Below are 23183 nucleotides of genomic sequence, written 5' to 3'. Positions count from 1 at the left end.
TTTGCTATTTATTTTGCTGATTTTATTAAAGTTTTTTCTTAGTAATATGTTTGTTTAATTCAGCTTTGACCTCAGCATCTGAAAGTAAGCGCTCACCTTGATGAATAATGCGTTTTCTTAACTTGCCTTTGAAACCAGCATGTGCCACTTCCTGCAAAATTCGTTCTTCCACAGGACACAATCCTCCTTCATTTTGATCCAATGGATACGGTGTTTGCACTCAAAAAGCTGCTTAATTCCTTGTAGGAAGCCATGCTGATTGAGCAGAGCATTTAATTGAAACATCGCGTTATAAAAGTCACCGATCAGCAAACGTGGGGTACTGAAATTTCCCGTAATCTCAAGATCTTGCTGATTTTTTAGGTTTTTCAGGATCATTAGGTTAGTTTTAATTTTGAGATAAAAATCCGCCAAGGGCATTTCCTTTGTTTATTTTCCTGTAGGGTTGAGAAATTATGCCCTAAGCGGTGATTAATTTAACCCCAATGCTTCCTTAAGCGGTTTCAGATAACGACGACTAACTGGAATACGCTTATCATTGCTCAGTACCAGCTCTGCCTGCCCATTGTCTCCAAAAACAATTTCCCGTAATTGGGTCATGTTGACTAAATACTGGCGATGGCAGCGAGTTAGTGACGTGCGGGTTTCCAGTGTCCGCAGGGTCAACTCGGTAAAGCCTTCCTGCCCGTTAGCGTTCATGACATATACACCACTCAGGCGGGAAGTGACATACAGAACATCATCCAATGGCATCAGCCAGATTCGGCTATGTCCAGTGCAGGGAATATATTTCAGTTGTTCATCTTCACGTTGAAGATCTGCCAGATTTTGTTTTTGATAGCCAGAACGCAGTCGTTGCAGTGTCTTACTCAGGCGCTCTTTTTCCAGCGGCTTCAATAAATAATCGAATGCATGTTCTTCAAAGGCTTGCACTGCATATTCATCAAATGCAGTCAGGAAAACAATGTAAGGGCGATGCTCTGGATCGAGCATACCCACCATTTCCAGTCCGGTAATACGGGGCATTTGAATATCGAGGAAAACAACATCGGGTTTCAGACGATGGATGGCACCAATCGCTTCGACTGCGTTGGCACATTCTCCCATGATTTGAATATCAGTTTCCTCTGCCAGCAGACAACGTAGATTTTCACGAGCCAATGGCTCATCGTCAACAATCAATATATTCATATTTACGCCGCTTTTTTAGCCTGTTTTTTTTCTAATGGCAAACACAAAATGACACGGGTAAATTCTTCTGGTTGACAATCAACTCTCACCCCATACTGTTTACCATAACGAAGCCGCAGACGTTTATCTACTAAGCTCATCCCAAGACCTTCATCCCCCACTTTTTTGGGGCAATATAGCCCTGCATTATCTTCAATCTCTGCCAATAGCAATTGGTCTTCTTGATAGGCTCTAATCGTAATTCTTCCTGTATCCAGTAACTGTGATGTGCCATGTTTAATGGCATTTTCTACCATTGGTTGGAGGGAAAAGGCTGGTAACCGTGCATTGCGTAAGGATTCAGGTATCTCGATAGCAATTTGGAGGTGTTCACGGAAACGGGCCTTTTCAATTTGTAAGTAAGCGTTTACATGCTCTAGCTCATTTTCTAACGTGGCGATATCTTCAGGTCGCTTTAAATTCTTACGGAAAAATGTTGAGAGATACTGCACAAGCTGGCCTGCCTGCTGGCTATCCCGACGGATAACAGCTTGCAGTGTATTTAAGGCATTAAATAAAAAGTGAGGATTCACTTGCGCGTGAAGGAGCTTTATTTCTGATTGTAGCAAAGATTGTTTATTCCGTTCGTACTGTCCGGCAAGAATTTGGGCAGAAAGCAGGCTGGCAATTCCCTCTCCCAATGTGCGATTGATGGAACTGAATAGACGATTCTTGGCTTCGTAGAGTTTGATAGTACCAATAACCTGTTGGTTTTCCCCCCGTAAAGGGATTACCAGAGCGGAGCCAAGTTTGCAGGTTGAGCTAAGGGAACAGCAATAAGGAGTTTCATTGCCATCGGCATAGACAACTTCATTATTCTCAATGGCACGATGAGACTGTTTGGAAGCAATCGGGGTGCCGGGTAAATGGTGATCTGAGCCGATACCAATAAACGCCAGTAACTTCTCCCTATCCGTAATCGCGACGGCCCCGATCTCTAACTCCTGATAGATAACTTTGGCTACGCGCATACTATTATCTTCATTGAATCCCTTACGTAAAATTCCCTCTGTACAAACAGCAATTTTTAACGCTTGGGCAGAAAAAGCGCTGGTGTATTTTTCGAAAATAGCGCGTCTGTCCAATAAGATACGGATAAACATGGCCGCCCCGATACTATTGGCGATGATCATGGGGGCAGCAATATCTTTTACTAAACTCAGAGCTTCACTAAAAGGATTGGCAAGTAGCAGGATAATGCCCATTTGGTTACATTCAGCAAGGAAAGTGACAATGGCCGCCGTCCACGGGTTCAATAATTTATTGATCTGTCCTTTTTTCATCAAATAAATATGTACAAGGCCACCCAATACACCTTCTACAATGGTGGATACCATACAGCTAAATGCAGTCATCCCGCCGAGAGAATAGCGGTGTAAACCCCCAGTGAACCCTACCATCGCACCGACTGTTGGTCCGCCGAGAAAGCCTCCCAACACAGCACCAATCGCACGGGTATTGGCAATCGAATCGTTAACATTTAGCCCAAAATACGTTCCCATAATGCAGAAGATGGAAAAAATTACGTAACACATCAGCTGATGAGGTAAACGGCCAGTTACTTGCAACAAGGGAATAAACAGGGGGGTTTTACTCAGGAGCCAAGCGATCACCAGATAGATACACATCTGCTGAAGTAATAACAACACAAGGTTAAATTCGTACATATATTTTCATTTTGTAATTAATAATATGTGATTAATAACGATAAAAATTTAAGACGCTATTATCAAAGGTAGAATTTAACACCGTCAAGTCAATAGGTGTGGCAGGATAACGTCTTTATAGGACTGGGGAAGAATTATCCGCCCCTCTTGGGGCGGATTTTGCCAGACAATGAAAATGACTTACAAATGGCGTTATTCTTTACAGATAACGTAATCATAGACTTTATCACTGACAACATGTTCAAATCCTTCGTTTATATTCACAACGTAATGTTCATCTTTCCCTTTTTCGTCTTTCCCTATCGTTGCAGAACGATAGGAGCGACGTTCAGGCCAACCAAGTTGGTCATGCATTGCATTGTTTGGATGGACCCGGTACAGAGCCATCAAATCTTCTTTTGTTGGCAACTTGCTATGTATTTTCTTACAGTACCATGCGGCTCCTGTTGCGTGACGGCGTGGCCATATTTCGCCATCTTCGGTATAAGTGTCCTGTCCGAATAAATGATTAGCCATTAGTTCTGCTTGCAATCGAGGGCGCTTAAAGATAACGCCATTTTCAGCCACTACGGTATCAGGCATATGCCCCCAAAAATTAGCTACGGGAACGTCTGGGCTGGTAGCCACAGTAAAAATGACATCTTTAGTTTGTGAGGCCGCAATACCGTCCACTGAGATAGATAATGTCGTCTTCACGCCAAGCCCGTTCGGATCGGTCACGGCAATAGACAAAACACCTTGATCGTCCGTGAAACCTTGGTACGTACCTGATTTGCCTCTCAGTAAAGCCGTGATTTTCTCAGTAACATTCTGACGATTCAGTGACTTGATGGCGTTAACTCTGACTGCGACATTTTGGGCTGGCTGTTCGTGATTTAGCGTTTTGATTTTCAGTATGATCGGTTCATGGTTTTTAACCTTATCAGCGCTTACTGTGATCGTCATATCGTCGGCTAGCCCTCTGACAGTACCCCCTTTTCCACCATCATGGGTATGGTTTCCTTGATCGGCACTCATGCTGGTATCAACGCTCTGTGTATTGCCGATACGATCCATCGCATTTTTTGCCTGAACAGCAATCTCTTTCACCCTACCCGCATCTGACAGTGTCAATGTATAGTCGGGGATCTTGCCTGATTCTGTTATTGTATGGCCTTTGGTTATGTCAATATTGCCCTTATTGCCCCAGACATAGATTGATTTATCCGTTGGGTCGCCATGATTAGGATTAAAGGTATAGGTTGCGCTTAATTTCTGGCCCATCTCCAATTTGCCAGCTATGGCTAAATTTTTGACGATTGGCGCCTCAGGATGTACGAACATGATCTCGACGGGCTTGATGATAATACCCTCTACTTCTGGAGTGATTTTCAGTACCCCGCTCTTTTCGCCAGCAGTGAGTTTAGATTCATAGATACCCGGTTGGACTTCTTTCATTTTATCGATCTTGGGATCACTGCCATTTCCACTTAATCCACTTGAGACCAATTTGATGTCTGAGGCAGCTCCGCGTATAGGTTTGTCATCTTTATCTTTCAGAGTTAATGTCAGGAGGGTAGTGACATGACCATCAGCCAGAAGCTCTTTGTCTTTTGCTGAGAAGGTGGATTTATTAGCATTAACTACAGCGGGAAGCACTTGTACTTTTACTTCAGCCCGTTTGGATGTATTGCCGTGCTCATCGTAAGCAATAGCTCCCACCGTGTAGGTATTGTTGCCCTGAGATTGATATTTGGGCAAGGTCAATAGGTAGTGTGTGCTACCTTGGTGTTGGATATTACCTCCATTGGCAAAAAAGTCTGCTGCATCCCACTCAATATCTTTAAACCCATATTTGCTGTTGACACTGACATGGAGAGGTTTGGTATCTCTCGCATGACCAATAATCAAATTATCTATTGCCAGAGAGATCACTTCACGTTTGCGATATTCCAAAACGATCTGGTTGTTGCGATCAACCAGATCATAGCGACTGCCTTGCAGAGAGCGCTTAAATGCTACTGCATCTGGATCAATCTGTTTAGCCCATGGCGTACCAATCTCATAACTCAGTTCGATATTGAACAGGGTTTCCCCACCACCGGACATAGCTTGTTTGCGGTCAATACCGAAAGTCAGCAATGGGATAGGCGTGTAATCAACCCCGAAAGTGAAGGCCGAGGGATTTTTCTGGCGATGGTCTTTACTCATAAGCCCAACTTCATTCCCGAAATATTGCTCATACACCAACTTACCACCGAATTGTGGTAAAGAAGGCAAATAACCTTGTACTTTCAGGTCGAAGCCATTGGCGGGGCGCTCATCATAATCGGTCAATAGGCGGGATTCTTTCCAATTACTTAAGCGAATATAGCCGTTAGCCGCTAATTTCAGGTAATTGCGGGCATATTCTGCCCCAAGACCGAGTCGGCTATTATCACCAGTGATATCGTGGTCGAAGAAAGCATTGTAGCCCAGCATCCAATCATCAAAAAAATGACGTTGTCCAAATCCAATATTGGCGGTATTGCGTTTATCAATATGGCGCAAGCCGAACTGTGTAAAAATCATCTGGTGATAGGTATCATACAGCGGCAGTAACATATCAAATTGGCTGTCATTCAAATGGCCATGACTATCTATATTAAGCTGTACACGAGCAGTGCCATAGCGTCCCAACCAATTTTGAATTTTCTGATTGGCTTCGCCCATTGCCAGGCTGTTTAATTGGCTTGCTGCATTATTCTTAATGTCGTCACTGGCTAGTAACTGGCCAATGCGAGAGGAAATCTCAGCCAGATTACTAGAATTTTCATCAATAGAAGACTTGTCTTCTTTAAGAGGGACTTTGTCTAATGAGGGTTGTTCTAATGATGATTGTTTTAATAAAGGTTGCTTTGATAAAGAGATTTCTGATGAGGAATAGTTAAAAGGTAAAAATTTATTGTTTCGAGGTTTTGGAACATCAATCTCGCTACCCACTCCGAGTGTGATAAAAGGCTTATCAAAGGTACGCAATTGGTTGATTTTTTTTAAATCAGAGACAGTTAAACCATAACGTTTAGCGACGATTTTGACATTTTCTCCTGATTTCAGGACATAAGGCTCTGTTGGTAATCCCCATGTTTCATTTTGAAAAGTTGAGAGGGTTTCGGCAGTAGCGATAACGGGAGTGAATGCACCAGCAACGGGAAACGCAAGTTGGGTGACAATGTTCACCCAGGCTACACGTTTCACCAAACTTTGCTTATTATGTAAGCGTGGCTTATCGAATTTTTTGTTCATATCTATAGACCCGTAACAATAAAAAATACCATGCGATAGCCAGCAGCAAACCTATCCATTCCAGGATATTATTTTCTATTTACTGCCTGCCATAAGTCGTGTAATTAGGGAGAAAAACGCCAAGTGTGGTTTTTTATTCCAGCATAAAATTATTTTTTGATCAATATAACTTTTTATATCAATCAATTTGATATTTAAACCCCATTTTATTTAAATAATTAAGTAAAAATAAATGGTTATCATTTTGTTTTATATTATCTTAATGCCTTTTTTCTGATTGTTATAAAAATGCAAGAAAACATGATTTGTTTATTATTTGTTTTCTATTTTGTTATAAAATAAAATCAGCTGATTCTTATTGGGAATGAATAGTTATCGAAAATATTTGGGGCTGAAAGATAGCATTTGTTTTTTTACTCTATTAATAAATACGAATTTATAATTTTAATTGAAATATTTAATTTTATTGCATAATTTACGTTTATTTTTCGCAGGTCTTTTATTTTTTCAATATTTATCTTGAATGAAAAAGAATTATAGCGATTAATTCATCCTCTCTATTAAATTAATTAATATAAATTTAATTAACTAATTGTTTTTGTGATTACTATTCAGTTTTATATGATGATGTGTTAAATGTTTTATATTTGTTAAAAAACATCATACTATTATTATGGGGTTTTATACCGATATGACCTTTGCTTACCAGCGTTATAGGGTTTATGGCAGTATTTATCACTGATAAGGGGTTTTTCCCCGGAAGTGCTAAAATTTAGGCAGTGGAGAATATTTAGGCATAGTTTATGCGGTTTGCCTTAACTTAACTGACACTGTAAATAATATCGGGCTGGCTGTAATTTTATCGAAAATTTTGATCTGATAGTACGCTTAAGGCTTGCAGAACATAATGAAGAAAAGAACACTTTTCACAATATTACTGATTATTTTTCTAATCGCGATGGCAGTACTTTTCCGTTCCCATAGTCAGGAGCTCTTGTTGCAAGGAGAGGTTGATGCGCCAGAAGTTATTGTTGCGTCTAAAGCGATGGGGCGAGTCGTTAAGGTCCATATTGAACGAGGAGATAGTGTCAAAGCAGGACAACTGATGGTGAGTCTTGATAGTCCTGAACTGGCGGCTAAAGTTGCCGCGGCGCAAGCTGTACGTGATCAAGCTAAGGCAAAACTTGAATTATCCCTGCATGGAACTCGAGAGGAGAACATTCGAAATTTAGAAGCTATTTTTGCACAGGCCCAATCAGAGTACACAAACGCACAACGTGAATTTAATCGCCTCAAAAATATGTCAGCCAACGGCTATGTATCTGCCAGTGCTCTGGATAATGCACGCAACGCACGGGATATTGCCTATCAAAAGATGTTGGGGGCTAAAGCAGATTTGGATGAAGGAAAAAATGGCGACCGTATAGAGTTAAGACAGCAGTTTCAGGCAGCATTGAATGAAGCAGAAGAAAACCTGCGTGAATTGAAAATACAGAGTGATGATCTGCAAGTCAAAGCCCCTGTTGATGGCGAAATCGGGCCATTGCCGGCAGAAGTTGGTCAACTTTTTAATGCTAATAGCCCGTTGGCGACATTGATACGTATTTCAGAGGCTTATTTTGTTTATAACCTGCGTGAAAATATTTTGGCGAACGTTCGCAAGGGCGACAAAATTAAATTGCGTGTACCTGCACTGGGAAATAAAGAGATTGAAGCTGAAATCCGTTATATCGCGCCAATGGGGGATTATGCAACGAAACGCGCAACCCGGGCGACGGGGGATTTTGACCTGAGAACGTTTGAGGTTCGGTTATATCCATTGCAACCCGTTGATGGCTTACGTCCGGGTATGAGTGCCTTATGGCTCTGGAATAAGTAAGGTATAAATAAGGGCCGCCTGATGAATAGAAAAGCGGTGTGGAGCAGTTTCGAACAGGAATTTACGCGAGAATTTAGTACTGCGCTGCATAGTCCGGTTTTTCACTGGCTAGGGTGGCTGTTTCCTTTGCTGCTGTTTATCTTAATTAGTGCTAATTATTCAGAAGGAACACTGTTTAATTTGCCTGTTTCGGTTGTGGATAATGACCAGAGTACGCTGTCACGCACTTTTATCCGTAACTTGGATGCTGCACCCCATGCGAATATTAAGTCTTATGACAATAGCTTACCAGAATCTATAGAACGTTTGCGTAGGGCGCAGGATTACTCCCTACTTTATATCCCTGAGGATTTTGAAAAAGATGCTTTAAGCGGGAAACAGCCGACGGTAAGTATGTATTACAACGCCCTATTTTATGGCGCAGGTCGCTACTCGACTCAGGATTTCAGCGGATTGGTGGCGGAAACTAATGCAAAATACCGTACAATCATTGCTTCCGAAATAGGCCGGCAGTTACCTCCATTAGCTAAAGCAACCATGTCCTATGACAGCTTGTTTAACGCCAGCGGCAGTTATATCTATTACCAGCAATTTGCGGCAACCATTCATCTATTACAACTTTTTGTCGTCACATGTACTATCTATACAATGGCCAGAGGAAAACAGCTCTTGGAAACGAGATATTTCATCGGAGCATTGTTGGGAAAATTGGCGCCTTATACCTTGATTTTCACACTGCTATTGATGGTGGAAATTACGGCACTGGTTCTTTTTTCGGGAGCAAAAGTAGCGGGTAATCCTTTGTATATGCCGATTGTTGGATTTTTCTATGTGATTGCTGCACAAAGCATTGGCCTATTGCTGTTTACCTTCACCAACAGTGCAATAACTGCCTATACCTTGATTGGGATGTTAGTCAGTATTGCGATGACGTTTTCTGGCATGCTCGTGCCAACACTCTCTATGGTATGGCCCGCGAGGGTTATCTCTACTCTTGAGCCATTAACTTATGCTTTGAATGCCATGTTTGATATCTTCCTGCGAGAGGTATCACTACAGATTATTTTGCATGTTTGCCTGATATTGATGATCTATCCTGCGGTTTGTGGCCTTTTGATTCGCAATCGCTTGTGGCAGCGCCTTAATCGATCAGAGGGAACCGCATAATGTCGAGTAATGGGCAAACAAATTGGGCGTTGTATTGGCAGACCCTGCGCGATGTATTTTTGGGGATGCTGGAAAAACCCATGTGGTTGCTGTTGATTGTTTCGCTATGTGTGATGAGCCTGGTCTACATTCGTCCTTCTTTGTGGGACTTACCGATTGCAGTGATCGATCAGGATAACAGCCATGCGAGTCGCACGCTGATCCGCCGTATTGATTCCATGGCAAAAGTGGCACCCCAAATCTACAGCAATCTCGATGATGCCCGTCGTGACATGCTACAGCGCACAATCTTTGCCATTATCATCGTGCCGGTGGATTTTGAAAAACGTCTGTTGAGTGGACAGAATGTCACTGTGCCGGTTTATGGTGATGCGACAAATCGTCTCGCCAATGGGCAGATCCAACAGGATTTGGCACTGGCTTATCAACAACTTTTGTCAGAATACAACGGCAAATTACTTTTGCAATCGGGTTTCAGCATTGAGCAGGTGAAAACTTTGCTACAACCGATTCGAAGTGAAACTATTGGGTTATTTAATCCGGGTGTCAGCTATGCTGCAATCATATTTCCTGGTTTATTGGTCATGCTGTTGCAACACTCTTTGTTAGTAGCTTGTGTTCGCGTCAGTATTACCCTGCGGGAAACGCCCAAAGGTAATCCGCCGTTACCCGTCTATTTAGGAACATTGTCCGCTTTGATCCCTATCTGGCTATTTCTGTCAGTGATCTTTTTTATCCTGTGGCCGTGGATATTGGGGTATCGGCAGGATGCACCGATTTACCTTGTGCTTTTACTGACATTTCCATTCTTGTTGACGGTATTGGGATTGGGAAAATTGGTGACAGAATGTTTGCGTAGCGTGGAAATGATTTATTTAACGCTGGCTTTTATTACCACGCCAATCTTCTATATTTCCGGCACAATCTGGCCGCCCCAGGCGATGCCTGATTGGGTCAGGGTGATCTCATTGGCATTGCCCTCGACATGGGCGACAAAAGCAATAGCAGGGGTTAATCAAATGGGATTGCCATTGCACAATGTATACAAAGATATCGGTATGATGTTACTGCTTGGTGTGATGTATATGGTTTTAGGCATTTTGGTTGGTATGCTGCGCAATAAAGAATTTCGTTGTATCATCCAGCGTATTAAACAGTTCTTTTCATCGTAATATCCATAAAATCACATCCATAAAGAAGCCGACAGGGATATTTGATCATTCAAATTCTACAGGGGATTTGAATGTCTGTAAGGCTGTTGCGATTCGTTCGGTAGACGTTTTTTAATAAGGGATTTATCATCGAATTTCACATTGTAAGCAACTCCTTTTCTCTATTAATCTCTTTCCTGATACATTGTTTTTCAGCATCGTTTATGGGTTGAAGGGAATACAGAATTGGGACTACATGTGAAAAATCAGATGGATTCCATTGAAGTGGGATCTATGCCATCCATCCTTCGCTTTGGTCTATTGCGTCTGGCTGAATTGATCAAAGTGGGACAGAAAGAGGGCGCTGATCAGAACGATCGCGCGTTATCGTCATGTTAATCAGGGTCGAAATTCCTGTCGATGCTATGGGGATTGATTGTTTGTTACGCCAATCTTTTGAAACATCGGCAGAAGCTGAGTTAATTCATCAACTAAGAGAAGATGGTTTATTGACACTAGGTATTGTTGCGACCGACGATGAAGGCCATGTGATTGGTTATGCCGGTTTCGCACCTGTTGATATCAATGGTGAAGATCATCAATGGGTAGGTTTGGCGCCATTGGCAGTGGCGGAACCGTATCGTTGTCATGGGCTTGGTGAAAAATTGGTTTATGAAGGACTAGATAGCCTGAACGAGTTTGGATATGGAGCGGTTGTAGTGCTGGGGGAGCCTCAATACTACTGCCGTTTGGGTTTTAAACTTGCTAGTGAATATCAAGTGCATTGCCAATGGCCTGATTGTGAGGATTACTTCTTGATCTATCCCCTGGCTGATATTTCACAGGGAGACTGTCATGGTTTGGTTACTTATCCAGCCCATTTTGCTCACCTGTGGGCATAACCTGAGTGAAAAGCTTCTCAGATGAACTGATTTTTGTTAAATAAGTCGTTATGCAGAGAGGCTGGTCTATCACTAGCCTTTCTTTTTGTTGCTTACTCAGTTTTTTCACGCGATATTCCATTTTTAATGCCACACTTTTATCCCCCACCTGACTTTGATAGACCAACGTCAAGGGGGCTTTTCCTTTCAGGTATTTTGCGCCTTTTCCGGCTGCATGTTGCTTAAATCGACAAGAGATATTGTTGGTTATTCCGGTATACAGGCTCCCATCCCGTGTTCTGATCAGATAAATATACCAGTGAGATACTTTAATATTCATTATTTATTTTTAATAATTTTAGCAATTTAATTTATGTAGGAAATTAACGCATATTTCAGTGATAAGTGTGATTATAAGCTGAGTTTTTGATGATTTTTAAATATAACAAAATGAATTTATTAAAATTATATGTCATTCATTAACCAGTGTCAGTGTTTTTTGTTCAAAAAAATTGAAAAAATATAGCAACAATTGCTAATTATAATATTCTGAACAAGCGTATAACATGCTCACAATTACAAGAGATTAATGCCATGTTAAAAATGAGTAGAGGAGCAAAATATGAAAAATGTAAAAACTATTATCGCTATTTTAGCATTAAGTGCGGTTTATTCCGGTTCTTTTGCTGCTACTGAAGTTCAGGTTGCTAAGGGAGAAAAGATCGGGGTTGTTTCAGTGAGTGGTGCAGAGACACTAGATAGCCTGACCGCAGAGTTATCCAAAAAAGCTGATGAAGCTGGAGCAACTCATTTCCGTGTTGTGTCTGCAAATGGCCAGAATCAACTCAGTGGAGTTGCCGAAATTTATAAATAATTTATAGTGTTTCTATACAAACCTCAGGATTTATTGAGTCAAATTCAGAACACGTAACTGGATAAGGCGCCTGTCGTGTTCTGTTATGGCTTAAATAAAATAACGGTATGGAAATATATGGATTTAAATAAAGAAATTTTAATAATTAGCCGATATCTTGCCAGGCAGCATGTATTTACTCTTTGCACTTCTTCAACCCAGGATTTATGGTGTGCGAACTGTTTTTATGTTTTTGATGCTGATAGCATGGCGTTCTGGTTTATGACGGAATCTGATACCCGCCACGGCCAGATGATGCAAAACAATCCTATCGTTGCAGGTACTGTTGCCGGCCAAACACGCAATATCGCGCAAATCAAGGGTGTTCAATTTCGTGGTGAAGTCATTCCATTGGCAGGTGAAGCTGAAACTATCGCCAGAGCACGTTATTGCCGCCGTTTTCCCATTGCTTTGGCAGCCAAGTCCCCAATCTGGCAGCTCAATATCAATGAAATTAAAATGGTGAATAATACCCTCGGTTTTGGCAAAAAATTGCATTGGCAGCGTTAAAAATAGTGGATAACCTGATTATGGCTGCCTCGCCAGATTAACGAGGGATCATACAGCGCTTGTTCAAATTTCCCATCCACTACCACATGGATATAACTGATAACTTCTTGTTGAATTTCACTTAATTCATTAAGGACATAACCTGTCCATAGCCAGATATCCTTATCTGGGCATTCTTCCTGTACACGTTTAACCAGTTGCAGTATGTGGGGAACATTATGGGGATGCAGAGGATCACCACCAGACAGTGACAGACCTTGCCGTTTAATACGATGATCTTTTAGGTCAGCGATGATCTGATCTTCGATTGCTTGCGTAAAAGGCTGGCCTGAATCGATTCGCCATGTACTTTGGTTGTAGCAGCCACGGCATTGATGCAAACAACCTGATACGAACAGCGTACAACGAGTTCCGGGGCCATTTACCACATCAAGCGGATAATATTGATGATAATTCATGCTATTAACCTATTTGCCCATTGCCGAGATGTTTCACGCGGCGTTTCACTTCCTCCTGCTTACCGGCATTGAATGGGCGGGCATCCGGGCTGCCGAGGTAACCACAAACACGGCGAATAACTGAAACATGGGCTGGATCATGATTGCCACATTGGGGACAGGTGAATCCCTTACTGGTACAGGCAAACTCACCGGTAAAACCACATTGATAACACTCATCAATTGGCGTATTGGTGCCATAGTAAGGCACACGTGAATAACTGTAATCCCAGACATCTTCTAATGCTTTCAAATTATGTTGCAGATTGGGATACTCGCCGTAGCAAATAAAACCACCGTTTGCTAATGGTGGATAGGGTGCTTCAAAGTCCAGCTTATCATAGGGATTAACCTTCCTTTCCACATCCAGATGGAAGCTGTTGGTATAATAGCCCTTATCGGTGACACCTTGGATGATGCCAAATTCAGCGGTATCCAAACGGCAGAAGCGGTCACATAAATTCTCGCTTGGTGTACTGTACAAACTAAACCCATAACCCGTCTCCCGCTTCCACTGATCGACGGCGTTACGTAAGTGTTTAACAATAGAGATGGCTTTCTGCTGGCGCTGTTGATCATCAAACAGGTGAATGTGATTACCATATAACGCATTTATTGTTTCATGAATGCCAATATAGCCCAACGAAATAGAAGCACGGCCCTGTTTGAAAATATCGGCAATATTGTCATCTGCTTTCAGGCGTACACCACATGCACCTTCCATATAGAGGATCGGGGCAACGCGAGCCTTGGTATTTTCGAGGCGAGAAATTCGGGTTATCAGCGCTTTTTTGGCGAGTGACAAGCGTTGATCCAAAATTTGCCAAAAATCAGCTTCGTTACCCTTAGCTTCGAGCGCAATGCGGGGAAGGTTCAGGCTGATAACGCCTAAATTGTTACGCCCTTCGTGAATTTGCTGACCGTTTTCCTCATACACGCTGAGAAAACTGCGGCAACCCATTGGCGTTTTAAATGATCCTGTTACTTTGATCACTTGATCATAATTGAGGATATCGGGATACATGCGTTTACTGGCACATTCCAGGGCCAGTAATTTGATGTCATAGTGGGGATCACCAAACCGGTGATTCAATCCATCACGAATGGTAAAAACCAGTTTGGGGAAAACGGCGGTCTTACGGTTTTTTCCCAAACCCGCAATGCGGTTGCGCAGAATTGAAATTTGAATCAGGCGGGCTTCGTTGGTTGTCCCCAATCCGAAACCGAAAGTGACAAATGGTGTTTGTCCATTGGCGGTATGCAGCGTATTGACTTCATATTCCAGAGACTGGAAGGCGTCATAACACTCTTTTTCCGTGCGGGCTTCTGCATAGGCAAGCTGATCGGCAATATTCCACTCTTTGGCAATGGCCAGATGTTTGTCATAACTGGCCTTCACAAAAGGGGCGAGGACTTCATCAATACGATTAATGGTTGTGCCACCATAAATGTGGCTGGCAACTTGTGCGATGATTTGGGCGGTGACCGCAGTGGCGGTAGAAATGGATTTGGGCGGTTCAATTTCCGCATTGCCCATTTTAAAGCCGTTAGTCAGCATGTCCTGCAAATCGATCAGCATACAGTTGAACATAGGAAAAAACGGGGCGTAATCCAGATCATGATAGTGAATTTCTCCTCTATCGTGTGCCTGCACTACATCATGTGGCAGAATATGTTGCTTGGCATATTGTCGGGCGACAATTCCAGCCAATAAATCACGCTGGGTTGGAATTACCTTACTGTCTTTATTGGCATTTTCATTGAGAAGAGAGAAATTGCTTTGCTCGATCAGACCCCGAATTTCTTGATCTAACCGATCATGCCATGTATGGGAAGCCTGTTCAGAGGTATTGCCCTTACTAACGTCATCCTGTTGCGTCACAACCATTTTCACGATATGGCTCCTCAATATGTTATCCACAGGCCAAAATGAGATGAAGGCTCGCTTTCTGCTTTAATGTGGATAATTTTGTGTATAAATACTATATGTAGTGGTTATTTTATATTAAAACACAATATGTAGCTTTTATAAGCTAATATACAACCTAAAAAATTGATCCAAGACAGAGAAAGGGAAGATTATGAGGGGGAGGAAGATGAGACGGGAATAACAACCCTGATACCGGAGTTATCAGGGTTGAGAAAACGACAAATTAGCCACGAATGGCGATAGCTTCGATTTCGATTTTCACGTCTTTTGGCAGACGGGCAACTTCAACACATGAACGGGCAGGGAACGGTGCATTGTGTTCAGCGAAGAACGCTTCGTAAGTTGCGTTCACGGCCGCGAAGTCATTCAGATCCTTAACAAACACGGTGGTTTTTACGATATCAGTGACTTTCAAGCCAGATTGTTCAATAATAGCTTTAACGTTTTCCAAAGATTGACGGGCTTGAGCAGTCACCTCTTCAGGGATAGCACCGGTTTTTGGATCAACAGGGATTTGGCCGGAAGTGATAACCATGCTACCCAGATCAACACCCTGAACATAAGGGCCGATTGCTGCTGGTGCATTTTCGGTATGGATAGAACGTGACATTCGAAACTCCTGTTTGACATCTAAATGGAAAAATTTTCTGGATCGCCATTATAGTGATCCTCTGTCCCGCATCAATTGATACAGGACATTCTTACAGATTACGTGAACTGGCAGCGGATAGATTGTTTGAATCGGAGATTAATCGTTATCGATAACGGCTTGACGATCAAACTCTTTCTCACAGTACTTACAGCGCAACACCACATCGTCTTTTTCTGACATAACATAGAAGCTGCTGTCGACAGGTTCATTATGGCTGATGCAATTACTGTTTGGGCAGACAAGGACACTGTCGATTCTGTCGGGCAAGTTGATTTGCATCTTTTTGACCACAACGTAATTCTCAATATTATTGATTGTGGCATTGGGTGCATACATGGCGAGTTGGTTTGCCTGTTGTTCTGTCAGAAAGGTGTTTTCAATCTTGATCAGATCTTTTTTACCCAAATGGTTGGAAGGCAGATTCAGGCCAATCGTAATGCGCTGGTCTGTTTCGGTGAGTTTGAACAGTGACAATAACTTAAAGCCGACGTGGGCTGGGATGTGATCGATAACCGTGCCACATTTAATGGCTTCTACTTGTAGTTGATGGTCTTGCGTCATGTTGTGTCATGAATACCGTTTCGGTATTCCTCCTCCAGATATTAGGGTCGGCTTATTTTGTCATAGACGATTTGGCATTTCACCTGATTACCTTTTGAATATAAAAGACGATTTAACTCAATAATAGAAAATAAATAAAATTTGATGGATAGCACTTCTGTTGCTAACCTGTAAATATATTGTTACTTAAATGAAATCAATACCAATATCACAGTGTAAGGTTGAACATGTTGCTATCTGCTTCTTCTGGAAATATAAACGTGGGAAAAAATGCTGCGGAAAAAATCTCGGTAGAGGGTGATTTTGATTGGAAAATAATTAATGAAATTCCTATTTATGAATGCCATGAATCTTTAGAAATCATTACTGATTCGAATAAATTAAAACAAAAATCGGTTTATTATCTGGCAGGAATAAAAGGCTCTATTGAATATTGTATGGTAAGAAAAAGTGTGGCCGAAAAATTAAGGATAGCATCACAGTTACTTCCTGCTCATTTGGGGATTTTAGTATTGGATGGCTGGCGTTCACGGGAAACTCAGCAAGCATTGCAAGAGATAACGCAGGTAAAGATCGCAGAGCAATATACTGAATTATCGGCTGAGGAACAGCATAAACTATTACAGCAATTTGTAGCTCCAGCGCCAGTAGGAAAAAATCAAATCAGCCCACATCTGACAGGAGGTGCAGTGGATGTCACGCTCTTTAATATAGAATCTGGTCATGCACTTTTTTTGGGGACAGAGTTTGATGAAGTGAATGAACTTTCCTACACCGCTGCATTGGAAAAAGCCCCTGAAAAAAATATGTCTGCCACTTTATATCGCCGATTACTCTACCACGCCATGAAGCAAGTAGGATTTACCAATTTACCGACTGAGTGGTGGCATTATGATTACGGTAACTCCATGTGGGCATTTTATAACAATCGGACAGCTATTTATGGAGCAATAGATGAAACTTCAGACTATTTGAATAAGTAAATCATTGAATGAGTCAGTGCGTGAATATCTTCTTTTTTATTTAAAAAATATCGGGAAAAAATAATGAAAAATACATTCATCACAGCTGACAATTCATTAATGCTGTGGGCTTTTATTATGATTGTTGTCGCTGCCGCCATAATGGCAGAACAGCGTTTTAAATGGGCATCTAAAATACCGGGAGCAGTGATTGCATTGATCGTTGCTGTCTTGGCTTCCAATTTAAATATCATTCCTACCGAAGCACCGGCTTACGATGCTGTTTGGGGATATATCCTGCCCCTGGCAATCCCCTTATTATTATTTAAAACCAACCTGCACACTATTCTTAAAGAAAGTGGACGATTACTGATACTTTTCCTGATTTCTTCCGTTGCGACCATGATTGGTACAATCGTCTCCTTCTGGCTTTTCAGGGTTTACATACCAGAGTTAGATAAAATCAGTGGCATGATATCGGCTTCTTATACGGGAGGAGGAGTTAACTTTGCGGCAATGGCCGCCAAGCTGGAAACTTCCCAGGACATGGTGGCCTCTACCATCGTTGCTGATCATTTTATGATGGCCGCTTATTTTATTATCCTGATGCTTTTATCTGGTTGGACAGTGGCGAGAAAATTCTGGGGCAGTCCATATACCGATTTGGTTGAAAATACGCCTAATTTAGATAAATCCCAACCCTTGGCGGCTGCTTATTGGAAACCAAAAAATATCGCCCTGAAAGACATTGCTATATCGCTGGCATGGTCAATTTTTATCGTTGCGCTATCATTTCAGCTTTCATCATGGTTAAAAGCCTTGCTTGGGCAGCCAAACAACGTTTACCAAGAGCTGGTTTTCAGCCTGATTTCCGATAAATACCTGCTTCTGACTACCGTCACTTTTATTATTGTCTCAATATTTAAAGAGACATTTAGCAAACTGAATGGCACTCAGGAATTGGGGACTTACGCCATTTATATGTTTTTTGTTGTGATTGGCATACCTGCATCTGTTCAAGTCATTATCAGCCATGCGCCACTCCTATTTGCCTTCGTCTTTGTGATTACTATGCTGAACTTGATACTGACTTTTGCCGTGGGAAAAGTGTTTAAATTCAGCCTTGAGGAAAACATTTTGGCGTGTAATGCCAATATCGGCGGGCCAACTACCGCAGCAGCGATGGCAATTAGCCGTGGTTGGATTAATCTGGTCGGCCCGATTATGGTGATTGGTACTGTTGGCTATGTCATTGGTAATTATGTGGGAACGTTCGTTTATTTTATGGTAGGTAATTTGTGATGTGGCATATTTCTGTTTTAGTGATTCCAATCGTTATACCCGTGTTCTTCTTTTTCTCTCAAGCCTAATAACTCGGTTTTTTCGTGATATAACCACGGAATAATTATCACAATGGGCAGATAGGAGTATGATCACAGCGGTGGTAAGCCGCCAATGAATGAAATCGACGTTATTGGTTCACCTGTAAAGATGTGGCCTAATTGTATTGGTCGCGACATAAAAAATAGAGATTTTTATGAAATTCAAATCAAAAATAAAACCTTACCATGCGGCTGCTGGTGGTTGGGGTTCGCTGGAGGCAACAACCCGTTTTGTCTTTGATAGTAAACGAGCACTGAAAAATATGGTTAACCTGATGCGCATGAACAAGCCCAGAGGCTTTGATTGCCCCGGATGCGCATGGGGGGATGACAACAAAAGCCTATTTAGTTTTTGTGAAAACGGTGCCAAGGCAGTCACTTGGGAAGCGACACGTCGGTATGTTGATCGAAAATTCTTCGCAACCCATAGCGTTAGTCAACTTTACCAACAAAGCGATTATTTCCTTGAATATCAGGGGAGAGTGGTTGAGCCGATGAGCTATAACCCGCAGACGGATCATTATGAGCCGATAAGTTGGGATGATGCTTTTGCCCTGATTGCCAGCCACATTAAGGCGATGGATAACCCCAATCAGCTTGAACTATACACTTCGGGGCGCGCCAGTAATGAGGCTTCCTGGCTGTATCAATTGTTTGGGCGTGTCATGGGAACCAATAACTTCCCGGATTGCTCCAATATGTGCCATGAAGCCAGCGGTTCCGGTATGTTGGAAAGCTTAGGCGTTGGGAAAGGCACCGTTCGGCTGCAAGATTTTGATCATGCTGATGCTATCTTTGTATTTGGTCAAAACCCCGGAACAAACCACCCGCGAATGCTGCATAGCTTACGACATGCTGCTGAGCGCGGAGCACACATCGTTACGTTTAATACCCTGCGTGAGCGCGGGCTGGAACGTTTCGCTGATCCACAAAAACCGCTCGAAGTGATCACTCCAATGGCAGGGGAAATTAGCCACCGTTACTATCAGCCCAAACTTGGTGGCGATATGGCTGGGGTGCGAGGGATAGTCAAAGCACTTTTGGAAACCCATAACGTCCTGCTGGCTGAAGGAAAATCAGGTATTTTTGATCTGGAATTCATCGCAACTTACACCAACGGAGTGGATGCTTACTTACAAGAAGTTGCAGCAACCGCATGGTCATTGATTGAAGATCAATCGGGATTAACCGAAGCACAATTGCGTGAGGCGGCTACCATTTATCAGAGTGCTGGGCGTGTCATCTGTACCTGGGCAATGGGGATAACCCAACATAAACACTCTTTGGTTACGGTACGTGAAATCGTTAACCTTCAATTGCTTTTTGGTCAATTGGGTAAATCGGGCGCAGGGCTTTGTCCGGTACGTGGTCACAGTAATGTACAGGGTAACCGGACGATGGGAATAAATGAGAAACCGTCCCAACTTTTCCTGGATAACATGGCTGCTCATTTTGGTTTTGAGCCACCTCGTGCACATGGCCATCATGTTGTGGAAGCGTTGAGTGCCATGTTGCGTAATGAAGTTAAAGTTCTGATCGCACTGGGTGGAAACCTTGCGGCAGCGGCTCCAGATAGTGCACGGACAGAAGACGCGCTTAGACATTGTGATTTGACCGTACACATCAGCACAAAATTAAACCGGAGTCATCTTATTACCGGTAAAAAAGGTGCCCTTATTCTGCCAACATTGGGGCGTACCGAACGAGATATTCAGGCTACGGGCGCACAGTTTGTGACGGTAGAAGACTCTTTCAGCATGGTTCATGCCTCAGAGGGCGTAAATAAGCCATTATTTGATAGCCAGCGTTCTGAAACAGCGATTATTGCTGGTATTGCCAATGCAACAGTCGGCAATCGCGCAACGATTAACTGGCTGGAATTAGCCGGAGATTACAATAAAATTCGCGATCATATTGCAGCGACTATTCCAGGGTTTGCTGATTTTAATAAAAAATGTGAACATCCCGGCGGTTTCTATCTTGGTAATGCTGCTGCCGAATTACGTTTTGCAACACCGAGCCAAAAAGCTGAATTCAGTCATGCACCGCTGCCAAAAACACTGTTCCCGCAAATTGAAGGCGCTGATGTTCCTTTCACTTTGCAAACTTTGCGTTCACACGATCAATATAACACCACGATTTATGGGCTGGATGATCGTTATCGAGGGGTTTATGGTCAGCGGGAAGTGTTGTTCATGAATCCGGAAGATATTGTTCAATTGGGATATCAGGTCGGTGATTTGGTAGATATCGAAACAGTATGGAATGACGGTATCAAGCGTAAAGTTTCCGGCTTTAAATTAGTGCCTTATACCATTCCACGTGGAAACCTTGCCGCTTATTATCCAGAAACCAATCCATTAGTCCCAATGGAAAGTATTGGTGATGGTACAGGCACGCCAACTTCAAAATCTGTACCGGTGAAATTATCTCTTACTGAACCGAATGGGTCTGAACCTCAACGTCTTGTATAAGACGTTTATGGCTCTTTTGCCTACCTATCTATCACAGTTAGTAATATGTCGATTCAGGCTCGGTTTTTGAAGATAACAAGTATTCTTCATTAAAAACCGAGCGGGATAAAAATCTTTTCAAAGAAAGTACGATTATGATCAAGGAATAGTTTCCCCAATCATCATATTGATGCCTATTTATTTTCTATAACAACATCTTCATTCAATACCAGTGACAGTAATGCCTGGCGGGCGAAGATGCCATTTCCTGCTTGCTGGAAGTAGTAAGCATATGGTGTTTTATCAACATCTACTGTGATTTCATCGATACGTGGTAGCGGGTGCAGCACTTTCAGGTTTTCCTTAACATTCTCCAGATCCGCTGCGCGCAGAACAAACTGAGCCTTGATATTGGCATATTCTGAAGGATCAAGACGCTCTTTTTGGACACGGGTCATATACAGAATATCGAGTTCGGACAGCACATCTTCAAAATTATTGTGGAGGCTGTAACTCACCTGTTTTTCTTCCAGCATATGCAGAATATAGCCTGGCATTGCAAGTGCATCTGGCGCGATAAAACAGAAATGGTTGCCATTAAATTTCGCCAGAGCTTGTGTCAGTGAATGCACGGTACGACCATATTTCAAATCACCGACCATAGCAATTTTCAGGTTTTCCAACCTGCCCTGAGTTTCCTGAATGGTGAACAGGTCGAGCAACGTTTGGGTCGGATGCTGGTTTGCGCCATCGCCGGCGTTGATAACAGGGATATGGCCGGAAAACTCAGAAGCCAGTCGTGCCGCACCTTCCTGTGGATGACGCATAACGATTGCATCGGCGTATTGGCTGATAATGGAAATAGTATCAGCCAACGTTTCTCCTTTTTTACCCAATGAAGTATTACTACTGTCAGCAAAACCCACGACGGAAGCGCCGAGTCGCTGAATGGCAGTTTCAAAAGAGAGGCGGGTACGTGTGGAGGCTTCAAAAAAGCAACTTGCTATCACTTTGTTTTTCAGTAATTCAGTCTGTGGATTGGCTTTTAATGCAGCGGCCGTCTGCAATACCAGTTCCAGATCTGCGCGGCTCAGATCATTAATTGAAATGATATGCTTGCGATATAACGGATTAGCCATGTTTACGTTCCTCTTTTATGACTTTTAGCCTTGGACTGGACAGGCAAAAAAAAGCCCCTCAATTGAGGGGCTTTTTAAATGTTTGGTTAAGCAATGGGAAAAACAACGCGTTTACGCTGTCAGCAGACAGAGCTTCGTTAGCTTGGTGTTTTCTAACAGTTTTTACAACGCAATCTTTCATGTTTTCTCCCAGCAAATCGTCGCGCATTATACTCACGATAGCATTCATCGCAAGGATTGCCGGAAGAAATTTTTGTTTCAATTAATGGCCAGGTTAAATAGCCTGCATAATGATGTGATTATTCGTTTCGATCACCTAAACTGACCGCCATTCTGTTAAGAGCATTGATTAAAGAGATTGCTGCTGTCAGGTCAACAATCTCTTTTTCTGTAAAAACAGCATCCAAGCGTTCTTTGATCTTATCCAATATACTTTGCCTAGGATTTGTCGTTAAGGCTTCACATCACTCCAATGCCAGTTTTTCTTTTGGGTTGTAGATACTGGAATTGAACCATGCAGGTAACTTATCCAGTTTTACTTGTTCTATACCATGATCTTTGCGGATTGCTTCGGCATGAAGATGGCAACAATAGGCACAACCATTAATTTGAGATACCCGTGTTTCCACCAACAGAACAAGCTCTTGATCCAGTTCAGAGGCATGGATTTCTTCATAGCTTTTATATAACGGGTTAACAATCCTGGGTGAGACTTTTGCATAATTCATTCTTATCTCTCTGATATTTTGTTTTTTGTCGAAGGGGGTTAACCAGAAATAGGTAATATAAATCTATTTTCACGCGATGCTCGACTTTTATGGTGAGTTGAAATGACATAGCCGCTCCTTTATAACTTTAAGTTGACAAACAAAGAGAAATAAAGGAACAAAAGGCTATGTCACAACAAGATTTTATCATTTGGGTGTTTTGTTGGGTAGAGGATAA

22 protein-coding genes are annotated in these 23183 nt (G+C 42.3%); 10 read left to right on the top strand and 12 right to left on the bottom strand.

Annotation, left to right across the window (positions count from 1 at the left end; translation table 11 throughout):
* Positions 1-25: 25 nt before the first annotated feature.
* From Xets_RS08190 to Xets_RS08175, 4 genes are all read right to left on the bottom strand, one after another.
* On the bottom strand, positions 26-172 hold the full coding sequence (locus Xets_RS08190) for a hypothetical protein (protein WP_187651433.1): 147 nt from the start codon (positions 170-172) through the stop codon (positions 26-28).
* A 299-nt stretch (positions 173-471) separates the two neighbouring features.
* A complete protein-coding gene (gene btsR, locus Xets_RS08185) occupies positions 472-1191 on the bottom strand; it encodes a two-component system response regulator BtsR (RefSeq protein ID WP_099132621.1) in 720 nt (239 codons plus the stop codon).
* A 2-nt stretch (positions 1192-1193) separates the two neighbouring features.
* Positions 1194-2897 (bottom strand): sensor histidine kinase, encoded by a 1704-nt coding sequence (locus Xets_RS08180; protein ID WP_187651432.1) that lies wholly within the window; start codon positions 2895-2897, stop codon positions 1194-1196.
* Between the two features lie 192 nt (positions 2898-3089).
* Positions 3090-6161, bottom strand: a complete 3072-nt coding sequence (locus Xets_RS08175; RefSeq protein ID WP_099132619.1) for an inverse autotransporter beta domain-containing protein — start codon at positions 6159-6161, stop codon at positions 3090-3092.
* A gap of 907 nt (positions 6162-7068) precedes the next feature.
* Between Xets_RS08175 and Xets_RS08170 the strand changes: the two genes are divergently transcribed.
* From Xets_RS08170 to Xets_RS08150, 5 genes are all read left to right on the top strand, one after another.
* The gene (locus Xets_RS08170; RefSeq protein WP_099132618.1) at positions 7069-8040 is read left to right on the top strand and encodes an HlyD family secretion protein; all 972 of its coding nucleotides are present in this window, start codon (positions 7069-7071) and stop codon (positions 8038-8040) included.
* Positions 8041-8061: 21 nt separating this feature from the next.
* A complete protein-coding gene (locus Xets_RS08165; RefSeq protein WP_099132617.1) occupies positions 8062-9207 on the top strand; it encodes an ABC transporter permease in 1146 nt (381 codons plus the stop codon).
* Positions 9207-10379 carry an ABC transporter permease gene (locus Xets_RS08160; protein ID WP_099132616.1) on the top strand — a complete coding sequence of 391 codons (1173 nt, stop codon included), beginning with the start codon at positions 9207-9209 and terminating at the stop codon, positions 10377-10379. Before Xets_RS08165 ends, Xets_RS08160 begins: the two co-directional genes overlap by 1 nt.
* Before the next feature lie 237 nt (positions 10380-10616).
* Positions 10617-10757: a hypothetical protein gene (locus Xets_RS08155; RefSeq protein WP_370588216.1), complete on the top strand. Its 141-nt coding sequence runs from the start codon at positions 10617-10619 to the stop codon at positions 10755-10757.
* Complete coding sequence (locus Xets_RS08150) at positions 10751-11260, top strand: GNAT family N-acetyltransferase (protein ID WP_099132615.1); 510 nt, start codon at positions 10751-10753, stop codon at positions 11258-11260. Before Xets_RS08155 ends, Xets_RS08150 begins: the two co-directional genes overlap by 7 nt.
* On the opposite strand, the gene Xets_RS08145 is transcribed toward Xets_RS08150, so the two are convergent.
* On the bottom strand, positions 11223-11579 hold the full coding sequence (locus Xets_RS08145; RefSeq protein WP_099132614.1) for a GIY-YIG nuclease family protein: 357 nt from the start codon (positions 11577-11579) through the stop codon (positions 11223-11225). The genes Xets_RS08150 and Xets_RS08145 overlap by 38 nt on opposite strands.
* Positions 11580-11861: 282 nt before the next feature.
* On the opposite strand from Xets_RS08145, the gene Xets_RS08140 reads away from it, so the two are divergent.
* Both Xets_RS08140 and Xets_RS08135 read left to right on the top strand, forming a co-directional pair.
* A complete protein-coding gene (locus tag Xets_RS08140) occupies positions 11862-12113 on the top strand; it encodes a YdgH/BhsA/McbA-like domain containing protein (protein ID WP_099132613.1) in 252 nt (83 codons plus the stop codon).
* Between the two features lie 117 nt (positions 12114-12230).
* Positions 12231-12662, top strand: a complete 432-nt coding sequence (locus Xets_RS08135) for a YhbP family protein (RefSeq protein ID WP_187651431.1) — start codon at positions 12231-12233, stop codon at positions 12660-12662.
* On the opposite strand, the gene nrdG is transcribed toward Xets_RS08135, so the two are convergent.
* From nrdG to pyrI, 4 genes are all read right to left on the bottom strand, one after another.
* Entirely contained in the window at positions 12659-13120 is a 462-nt protein-coding gene (gene nrdG / locus Xets_RS08130; protein ID WP_187651430.1) for an anaerobic ribonucleoside-triphosphate reductase-activating protein, read from the bottom strand. The two genes, Xets_RS08135 and nrdG, sit on opposite strands and share 4 nt — an antisense overlap.
* Before the next feature lie 4 nt (positions 13121-13124).
* Entirely contained in the window at positions 13125-15047 is a 1923-nt protein-coding gene (nrdD, locus tag Xets_RS08125) for an anaerobic ribonucleoside-triphosphate reductase (RefSeq protein ID WP_187651459.1), read from the bottom strand.
* Between the two features lie 265 nt (positions 15048-15312).
* Complete coding sequence (gene ridA / locus Xets_RS08120) at positions 15313-15699, bottom strand: 2-iminobutanoate/2-iminopropanoate deaminase (RefSeq protein ID WP_187651429.1); 387 nt, start codon at positions 15697-15699, stop codon at positions 15313-15315.
* Between the two features lie 138 nt (positions 15700-15837).
* Positions 15838-16302 (bottom strand): aspartate carbamoyltransferase regulatory subunit, encoded by a 465-nt coding sequence (pyrI, locus tag Xets_RS08115; protein ID WP_187651428.1) that lies wholly within the window; start codon positions 16300-16302, stop codon positions 15838-15840.
* Between the two features lie 260 nt (positions 16303-16562).
* Between pyrI and Xets_RS08110 the strand changes: the two genes are divergently transcribed.
* The 3 genes from Xets_RS08110 to Xets_RS08100 all read left to right on the top strand — a co-directional run bounded on the left by Xets_RS08110 (position 16563) and on the right by Xets_RS08100 (position 21120).
* Positions 16563-17285 carry a M15 family metallopeptidase gene (locus Xets_RS08110; RefSeq protein ID WP_167450608.1) on the top strand — a complete coding sequence of 241 codons (723 nt, stop codon included), beginning with the start codon at positions 16563-16565 and terminating at the stop codon, positions 17283-17285.
* 63 nt (positions 17286-17348) lie between these two features.
* Positions 17349-18566: a DUF819 domain-containing protein gene (locus Xets_RS08105; protein WP_099132608.1), complete on the top strand. Its 1218-nt coding sequence runs from the start codon at positions 17349-17351 to the stop codon at positions 18564-18566.
* 235 nt (positions 18567-18801) lie between these two features.
* Positions 18802-21120, top strand: coding sequence for an FdhF/YdeP family oxidoreductase (locus Xets_RS08100; protein ID WP_187651427.1), 2319 nt, complete (start codon positions 18802-18804; stop codon positions 21118-21120).
* A gap of 173 nt (positions 21121-21293) precedes the next feature.
* On the opposite strand, the gene pyrB is transcribed toward Xets_RS08100, so the two are convergent.
* The 3 genes from pyrB to Xets_RS24295 form a co-directional block, all read right to left on the bottom strand.
* Positions 21294-22238 carry an aspartate carbamoyltransferase gene (gene pyrB / locus Xets_RS08095; protein ID WP_187651426.1) on the bottom strand — a complete coding sequence of 315 codons (945 nt, stop codon included), beginning with the start codon at positions 22236-22238 and terminating at the stop codon, positions 21294-21296.
* 299 nt (positions 22239-22537) lie between these two features.
* Complete coding sequence (locus Xets_RS24300; protein WP_255430579.1) at positions 22538-22666, bottom strand: hypothetical protein; 129 nt, start codon at positions 22664-22666, stop codon at positions 22538-22540.
* 36 nt (positions 22667-22702) lie between these two features.
* Positions 22703-22966: a carboxymuconolactone decarboxylase family protein gene (locus Xets_RS24295; RefSeq protein WP_255430578.1), complete on the bottom strand. Its 264-nt coding sequence runs from the start codon at positions 22964-22966 to the stop codon at positions 22703-22705.
* Positions 22967-23183: the final 217 nt, after the last annotated feature.

The organism is Xenorhabdus sp. TS4 (assembly GCF_014467265.1).
In the GTDB taxonomy this organism is placed as follows: domain Bacteria; phylum Pseudomonadota; class Gammaproteobacteria; order Enterobacterales; family Enterobacteriaceae; genus Xenorhabdus; species Xenorhabdus ehlersii.
The sequence above is the reverse complement of the archived record's forward strand: the minus strand, read 5'-3'. Positions and strand labels throughout refer to the sequence as shown.